Below are 474 nucleotides of genomic sequence, written 5' to 3'. Positions count from 1 at the left end.
AGCCGTTAAGAACGATTTCAACGATGAGCACGTCGATTTAATCAAAGAAGCCTTTATGGATTCTTTGTTTGCCTATCAGCACTGCTGGTTTGAGGCAGGCAAGAAACACACCTTTCGTAATGTCTTAAAGTCTCGGCAAATTGGCGCGACCTGGTACTTCGCCCGAGAGGCGCTGTTCGATGCGATGACCACGGGCCGCAATCAGATCTTTTTAAGTGCCAGCAAGGCGCAGGCCCATGTATTCAAGCAATACATCATCGCCTTTGCCAAAGAGGCCGCCGATTTGGAGCTGAAAGGCGACCCCATCGTTTTACCAAACGGCGCAACGCTGTACTTCCTCGGCACCAACGCCCGCACCGCGCAGAGCTACACCGGCAATCTATATGTGGATGAGTATTTCTGGATTCCACGCTTTCAGGAGCTTCAGAAAGTCGCCTCGGGTATGGCCCTGCATTCGCACTGGCGGCAAACCTA

1 protein-coding gene is annotated in these 474 nt (G+C 52.1%); it reads left to right on the top strand.

From position 1 onward, the window contains the following. Positions 1-474: terminase large subunit domain-containing protein (locus tag R6242_RS22145; RefSeq protein ID WP_318431055.1), on the top strand; the 474-nt coding region annotated here is incomplete at both ends.

Source organism: Iodobacter sp. CM08, assembly GCF_033446605.1.
Lineage (GTDB): Bacteria > Pseudomonadota > Gammaproteobacteria > Burkholderiales > Chitinibacteraceae > Iodobacter.
This window is presented reverse-complemented; position numbering and strand designations above follow the sequence as displayed.